Source organism: Promicromonospora sp. NPDC050249 (genome assembly GCF_040656015.1).
Classification (GTDB): Bacteria; Actinomycetota; Actinomycetes; order Actinomycetales; family Cellulomonadaceae; genus Promicromonospora.
This window is the reverse complement of the sequence record NZ_JBFAKY010000073.1, coordinates 1-7,419: the sequence shown is the minus strand read 5'-3', so window position 1 is coordinate 7,419 and position 7,419 is coordinate 1. Positions and strand designations below refer to the sequence as shown.

Sequence of the window (7,419 nt, the reverse complement as noted above, 5' to 3'; positions counted from 1 at the left end):
TCCCCCGGCGCCCCCCCCATTTGTGTCCCACCGCCCCGCCCGCAAGGCCTTTTTGGGGGGTTTTCGGTTTGTTTGGTTTTTTCAAACAACTTTAACCCCCCCTCAGCGCAACCGACCGAAGTCACGGCGACGACTCACCAAGCGACCGAACTTGTGGGCTGCCCCTGTTCGGGTAAGTACCTACCCGAGGCCCATACGCCGGAGGTATGACCAATTCGTGAGGTTGGCGGGTGAAATCTGCGCCTTTAGGGTCCATTTCACCTACGCTCCCCCAGGAGGCAACGTGACTTCCACCCACAACAACCGCCGTCGGCTGATCGCCGGTGCGGGCATCGCGCTCGCGCTCGCGGTAGCCCCGGCCGCCGCGGCAATGACGCCGTCGGCGCACGACGCAGCACCCGCCACATCACCCGCCTCATCGCCCGACACGGCACCGGCGCCCGTCGCGGGCGCACTGATCGAGGACTCGTACATCGTCGTGCTGAAGGACGGCGACGCCGCCAGGTCCGAGGTCAGGAGCACGGCCAGTGGTCTCGTGCAGAAGTACGGCGGCGAGGTCCGCCACTCGTACACGAACGCGGTGCGCGGCTTCTCCGCGTCGATGTCGCCCGGCCAGGCAAAGAAGCTCGAGGCCGACCCGTCCGTCGCGTACGTGGAGCAGAACCGTGTGATGACGGCGACCGACACGCAGTCGCCGGTCCCGTCCTGGGGCCTGGACCGCATCGACCAGGCGGGGCTCCCGCTCGACGACTCGTACACCTACGGCAGCTCCGGCACGGGAGTGACGGCATACATCGTCGACACGGGCATCCTGACGACCCACGAGGACTTCGGTGGCCGCGCCGTGAGCGGCATCGACACGGTCGACGGCGACGACGACGCCACCGACTGCGCCGGGCACGGCACGCACGTGGCAGGCACCGTCGGCGGCACGGAGTACGGCGTCGCCAAGGATGTCTCGCTCGTGGCGGTCCGCGTGCTCGACTGCGGCGGCTCGGGCAGCTTCGACGGCGTCATCGCCGGCATCGACTGGGTGACCGCCGACCACGCCGCCGGCGAGCCGGCGGTAGCCAACATGTCGCTCGGTGGCGGCTTCTCGCAGGCGGTGAACGACGCGGTGTCCGCGGCCGTCGCGGACGGCGTCACCTTCGCCCTCGCCGCGGGCAACGACAGCGGGGCGGACGCCTGCGACGGCTCGCCCGGCTCCACCCCCGAGGCTCTGACCGTGGGCGCCTCCGAGGACACGGACGCCCGCGCCGTGTACTCGAACGTCGGCAGCTGCGTGGACATCTTCGCGCCGGGCACCGACATCACGTCGGCCTGGTACACCGACACCACGGCGACGAACACCATCAGCGGCACCTCGATGGCCACGCCGCACGTCGCGGGCGCCGCGGCCCTCGTGCTGGGCGGCAACCCCGCCGCCACGCCCGCCGAGGTCGGCGACGCCCTGACGGGTGCGGCCCTGCCGGACGTCGTCACCGACCCGGGCACCGGCTCGCCCAACCTGCTGCTGAACGTCAGCGGTCTCTGAGACCCCTCCACTGCCGCAACGTGCCAGACCCTCAGGCCACCGAAGACGACCTGAGGGCCTGGCACACCTCCGGCCAGGTCAAGATCTACCCAAGCCCCCATAGGTGAAAAGTATGACCCTTTTGCGAGGTATGCGGGATGAAATTACCGATTTAGGGTCACCTCACCTACATACCCCAGGGGGGCAACGTGACCATGCACAGCAACCGCCGTCGGCTGATCGCCGGCACCGGTATCGCAATCCTCCTCGCAGCGGCACCGGCCGCAGCGGCGATGGCGTCGACGCCGTTGGAGCAGGCGCCCGCGCTTGTCGCCGGCGCGGCGGTCGAGGACTCGTACATCGTCGTGCTCAACAAGGACGACGTGGCCAGGACGCAGGTCAGGAGCGCGGCCAGCAGCCTCGTGCGGGAGTACGGCGGCAAGGTGGACCGCTCGTACACCAACGCCGTGCGCGGGTTCTCGGCGACGATGTCCGCGGCCGACGCCAAGCAGCTCGAGGCCGACCCGTCGGTCGCGTACGTCGAGCAGAACCAGGTGGTGACGGCGACCGCCACCCAGACGCCGGTGCCCTCCTGGGGTCTGGACCGCATCGACCAGCGGGCGCTGCCGCTCAACAACTCGTACACCTACACGAGCACGGGCGCCGGTGTGAAGGCGTACATCATCGACACGGGCATCCTGACCACCCACCAGGACTTCGGCGGCCGCGCGATCCACGGCAGGGACACCGTGAGCAACGACAACAACGCCACCGACTGCCAGGGCCACGGCACGCACGTCGCGGGCACCGTGGGCGGAACGTCCTACGGCGTGGCCAAGAACGTCACGCTCGTCGCGGTCCGCGTGCTCGACTGCAGCGGGGGCGGCACCACCGCCGGCGTCATCGCGGGCATCGACTGGGTGACCGCCGACCACGCCGCCGGCCAGCCGGCCGTGGCCAACATGTCGCTCGGCGGCGGGTTCTCGCAGGCCCTGAACGACGCCGTCACCAGGTCCGTCGCGGACGGTGTCACCTACGCGGTGGCCGCAGGCAACGAGACCGCCACCAACGCCTGCACCCGTTCGCCCGCCTCCACCCCGACGGCGATCACGGTCGGTGCCACCACGAACACGGACGCCCGTGCCTCGTACTCGAACATCGGCACCTGCCTGGACATCTTCGCGCCGGGTTCCGGCATCACGTCGGCCTGGTACAACAGCCCCACCGCCACCAACACCATCAGCGGGACCTCGATGGCCACGCCGCACGTCGCGGGCGCCGCGGCCCTCGTGCTCAGCGCCAACCCGGGCGCCACGCCGGCCCAGGTCGGCACGACGCTGAACAACGCCGCCACGACGGGCGTCGTGACCAACCCGGGCAACGGTTCGCCCAACCGGCTGCTGAACGTCACCGGTCTCTGACGATCCAGCCGGCCTCGTAGACGTCTGACGCCCCGATCACTCCGGTGGTCGGGGCGTCTGACGCGTCCGTGCGCGTCATGCGGGCGGCGGTGGTGTTCCTGACAGCTCGTCGGGTCAGGATCACAGCGATTCCGGGACTCGTGCGGGAGGCGACACCGTCGTCGGCCGATAGCGTTGGGGGGTGACCGCAACCGCCGCCCCCACCTCCTGGTTCGCCGCGCTCGCCGAACGTGTCGACCGCTTCCGCCACTGGACCCGCGCAATCCTCCTCGCGAACCTGGTGGGCCAGATCGGCATCATCGGGACCGGCGGCGCCGTGCGCCTGACCGAGTCGGGCCTGGGCTGCTCCACGTGGCCGCAGTGCGAGCCCGGATCCTTCACCCCGCAGTTCCACGAGGCCACGACCCTGCACCCGTACATCGAGTTCGGGAACCGCACGCTGACCGGCGTGCTGGGGGTCATCGCGGTGCTGCTCGCGGTCGCGGTCTGCACGGACCTCAAGCGTTCCACGTCCTACCGCGTGCTCGGCCTGGTGCCGATCGTCGGCGTGCTGATGCAGGCCCTGATCGGCGGCGTCGTGGTGCTCCTGCACCTGCACCCCGGCTGGGTCTCGCTGCACTTCGGCGTCTCGGCGGGGCTCGTGGCCGCGTCGCTGTACGTGCTGCACCGGCACGGCGAGGGCGACAGCGCCCCGACGCTGGTGGTCGGGCCGCGCGTGCGCGCCCTGGCCTGGACGCTGGCCGGGCTGACCGCCGTCGTCGTCGTGCTCGGCGTCCTCACCACGGGCGCCGGCCCGCACAGCGGCGACGCCGAGGTGGGCTACCGCATCGCCATCGACCCGGCGCTGCTGACCAAGTGGCACGCCGCGGCGGTGTGGGCGTTCCTGCTGGCGCTGGTCGCCTACCTGGTGTCGGTGCGCGGCGGGCCGACGGCGGTGCGGCGCGCCGCCCTCATCCTCCTCGGGATCACGCTGGCACAGGGCCTGATCGGGTACGTGCAGTACTTCACCGACCTGCCGGAGCTGCTGGTCGGGCTGCACATGATCGGCGCGGCGGTGCTGATCGCCGGTACGACCCGCGTCGTGCTCACCACGCGCGTGCGGTGAGCCTGCGGCTCTGCGACCTCAGCGCACCGTCGGCAGCACAGGCGGCGTCCAGCTCGCCAACCGCGCCATGCCGTCGAGCATCAGCCGCGCCGGGACGACGCTGAGCGCCGCGTTGCGCAGCCCGACGAGCGCCGGGTTGCGCAGCTGCTCGCCGAACCGCGCGCTCGCCCACGCGGAGCGCAGCACGCCCGCGGTGCGCGGCCGACGCACCCGGTCGTAGTCCGCGAGGCCCTCGACGACGGAGTCCGAGCCCGAGACCGACGCCGCCAGCACCACCGCGTCCTCGATGCCCTGTCCGCCGCCCTGGCCCACGTTCGGCGGCATGGCGTGCGCGGCGTCGCCCACCAGCGCTACCCGGCCGCCGGCCATGCGCGGGATCGGCTCGGGGAACCCGTAGAGGTCGAGCTGCTGCACCTGCTCGGGCCGGGTGGCGGCCAGGACCGCGGGGATGGGGTCGTGCCAGTCGGCGAACGCGGCGCGGGCGGCGGCCAGGTCGACGGCGGGGTCGCCCGTCGGCCGGTCCACCGGGCCGACCTGGGTCCCGTACCAGTACAGCCGCCCGTCGCCGAGCGTGATCAGACCGAACTCACCACCCGTGCCCCAGGTCTGGGACATCTCGGTGACCCCCGGGTTGTCGAGCACCGCGAGCCACGTGGTCGACCCGACGTAGACGGGCTCAGCGGCGTCGGGAGCGATCGCGCCCCGCAGGCGCGACCGGATGCCGTCGGCCGCGACCACGAGGTCCGCGCTCAGGGTGGAGCCGTCCTCGAGGGTGACCGTCGCAGGCCGATCGGAGTCGCCCGGGTCGACCGCGACGGCGGACGCGCCGTAGGTGACGGCCACGTCGCCGAGCCCGCCGAGCAGCGCCTCCTGCAGGCTCGGCCGGTGGAACGCGATGGCAACGGTGCCGAACCGTGCCGCGATCTGCTCCGGCGAGACGTGCACCAGGGTGCGGCCCGCGCCGTCCCTGAGCGTGCCGGGATAGGTGCGCTCCCCCACCGCGCGCACCGCGTCGCCGACTCCGGCGGCATCCAGGCCGCGCAACCCGTTGGCGAGCAGGACGATACCCGCGCCGGTGGTGCGCGCCTGGGGCGAACGCTCCAGCACCTGGACGTCCCAGCCGCAGCGCAGCAGCGCGTTCGCCGCTGTCAGCCCCGCGATCCCCGCCCCGACGACTACGGCGCTCTTGGTCATCACGTCTCCTCGGCCACCCACACACCCGGTGGCATGCGCTGCGGCACCCATGATGCACCCGCCGGTGTGAATCAGTTAAGTCCGTTGCCAGTGCGGACCCGGTGCGCCGACCGTCGGAAGAGCGCTCCCGCCGCGAGCGCCGCTCGACGACGCACGCATCGGAGGCCCCGCCATGAACCCCCGTGCGGTCACCGGGAAGTACGCCGACCGGTTCCTGGCCATGTACGCGAAGATGCACGACCCCGCCAACGGCTACTTCTCCGCGCAGGGCATCCCCTACCACTCGGCCGAGACCCTCCTGGTGGAGGCGCCCGACTACGGCCACGAGACGACGTCGGAGGCGTACAGCTTCTGGCTCTGGCTGGAGGCGTCGTACGGTCAGGTCACCGGCGACTGGGGCCCGTTCAACAACGCATGGGACACGCTCGAGGCGTACATGATCCCGACCACGGAGAACCAGCCGACCAACGGCGCGTACAACCCGGCGTCGCCCGCCACGTACGCACCCGAGCACGACCACCCGAGCGCCTACCCCGCACAGCTCGACTCGGGCGTCGACGTCGGGCAGGACCCGATCGGCGCGGAGCTCCGCCAGACCTACGGCACCAGCGAGGTCTACGGCATGCACTGGCTGGCCGACGTCGACAACGTGTACGGCTTCGGCGCGGCGCCCGGCTCCTCCGAGCTGCTGGGCCCGGACTACGAGGGCACGTCGTACATCAACACGTTCCAGCGCGGCCCGCAGGAGTCGGTCTGGGAGACCATCCCGCAGCCCGCCATCGACGACTTCTCCTACGGCGGCCCGAACGGGTACCTCGACCTGTTCACGGGCGACGCGAGCTACGCCCGCCAGTGGAAGTACACCAACGCGCCCGACGCCGACGCCCGCGCCGTCGAGGCCGTGTACTGGGCCAAGCAGTTCGCGAACGAGCAGGGCGCGGGCGGCGAGATCTCCGGCACGGTGTACAAGGCGTCCAAGATGGGCGACTACCTGCGCTACTCGCTGTTCGACAAGTACTTCAAGCAGATCGGCTGCGAGTCGACGGGGCACGGAGCGGGCTCCGGCCGCGGCTCTGCGCACTACCTGCTGTCCTGGTACTACGCGTGGGGCGGCGCCCTGGACACGAGCGGCCCGTGGGCGTGGCGCATCGGCTCGTCGCACGCGCACTTCGGCTACCAGAACCCGCTCGCGGCCTACGCCCTGTCCACCGACGCCGACCTCGTGCCCGCCTCCCCCAGCGCCCGGGACGACTGGTCGACCAGCATGGACCGGCAGCTCGAGTTCTTCCGGTGGCTGCAGTCCGCGGGGGGTGGCATCGCGGGCGGCGCGACCAACAGCGTGGACGGGGCCTACGGCTCGCACCCTGCGGGCACGCCGACGTTCTACGGGATGGCGTTCGACGCGGCGCCGGTCCACCACGACCCGCCGTCGACCCAGTGGTTCGGCGTACAGGGCTGGGCCGTGGAGCGGATCGCGCAGCTGTACCACCAGACGGGCGACGAGCGCGCGCAGTCCATCCTCGACAGGTGGGTGCCCTGGGTGCTCGACGAGATCACCGTGACGGCCGACTCGTGGCTGGTGCCGTCCGAGCTCTCGTGGAGCGGCGCACCGGACAGCTGGAACCCGGGCGGTCCGGGGGCCAACACGGGTCTGCACGTCGAGGTCACGTCCCATGGGCAGGACGTCGGCGTGGCCGGCGCCATCGCCCGCGCGCTCATCTACTACGCCGCCGCCTCGGGTGACCAGCATGCGGCCGACACCGCCAAGGCGCTGCTCGACGCCATGTGGGAGCAGAACAGCGACGAGAAGGGCATCGGCACCGTCGAGTCCCGTGCCGACTTCGCGCGGTTCGACGACGAGTACCAGCCCGGCGGCAACGGCGTCTACGTGCCGGGCGGCTGGACGGGCACCAACCCGAACGGCGACAAGGTCTCGTCCGGCGTCTCGTTCCTGGACCTCCGGTCGTTCTACGCGGACGACCCGATGTTCGCAGAGGTCCGGGAGTACCTGGACGGCGGCGACGTCCCGCGGTTCACGTACCACCGGTTCTGGGCCCAGACCGCCGTCGCGACGGCCATGGCGGAGTACGACCGCCTCCTGGGCGCGGGCACGCAGCAGCCCACTGCCGCGAAGTAGAGCGCCTGTCCTGCTTCCGCACGGGTCGACCCGTGCGCAAGCAGGACAG

At 71.5% G+C, this 7,419-nt stretch carries 5 protein-coding genes; 4 read left to right on the top strand and 1 reads right to left on the bottom strand.

The window, feature by feature from the left end; genetic code table 11:
- The first annotated feature begins 283 nt into the window (after positions 1–283).
- From AB0I32_RS27020 to AB0I32_RS27010, 3 genes are all read left to right on the top strand, one after another.
- The gene (locus tag AB0I32_RS27020) at positions 284–1,534 is read left to right on the top strand and encodes a S8 family peptidase (RefSeq protein WP_357511775.1); all 1,251 of its coding nucleotides are present in this window, start codon (positions 284–286) and stop codon (positions 1,532–1,534) included.
- Positions 1,535–1,728: 194 nt separating this feature from the next.
- On the top strand, positions 1,729–2,934 hold the full coding sequence (locus AB0I32_RS27015) for a S8 family peptidase (RefSeq protein WP_357511778.1): 1,206 nt from the start codon (positions 1,729–1,731) through the stop codon (positions 2,932–2,934).
- 181 nt (positions 2,935–3,115) lie between these two features.
- Complete coding sequence (locus AB0I32_RS27010; RefSeq protein ID WP_357511773.1) at positions 3,116–4,039, top strand: COX15/CtaA family protein; 924 nt, start codon at positions 3,116–3,118, stop codon at positions 4,037–4,039.
- Between the two features lie 18 nt (positions 4,040–4,057).
- On the opposite strand, the gene AB0I32_RS27005 is transcribed toward AB0I32_RS27010, so the two are convergent.
- Positions 4,058–5,233 carry an FAD-dependent monooxygenase gene (locus AB0I32_RS27005; protein WP_357511771.1) on the bottom strand — a complete coding sequence of 392 codons (1,176 nt, stop codon included), beginning with the start codon at positions 5,231–5,233 and terminating at the stop codon, positions 4,058–4,060.
- 172 nt (positions 5,234–5,405) lie between these two features.
- Between AB0I32_RS27005 and AB0I32_RS27000 the strand changes: the two genes are divergently transcribed.
- Entirely contained in the window at positions 5,406–7,370 is a 1,965-nt protein-coding gene (locus AB0I32_RS27000) for a glycoside hydrolase family 48 protein (RefSeq protein WP_357511769.1), read from the top strand.
- The last annotated feature ends 49 nt before the right edge of the window (positions 7,371–7,419 follow it).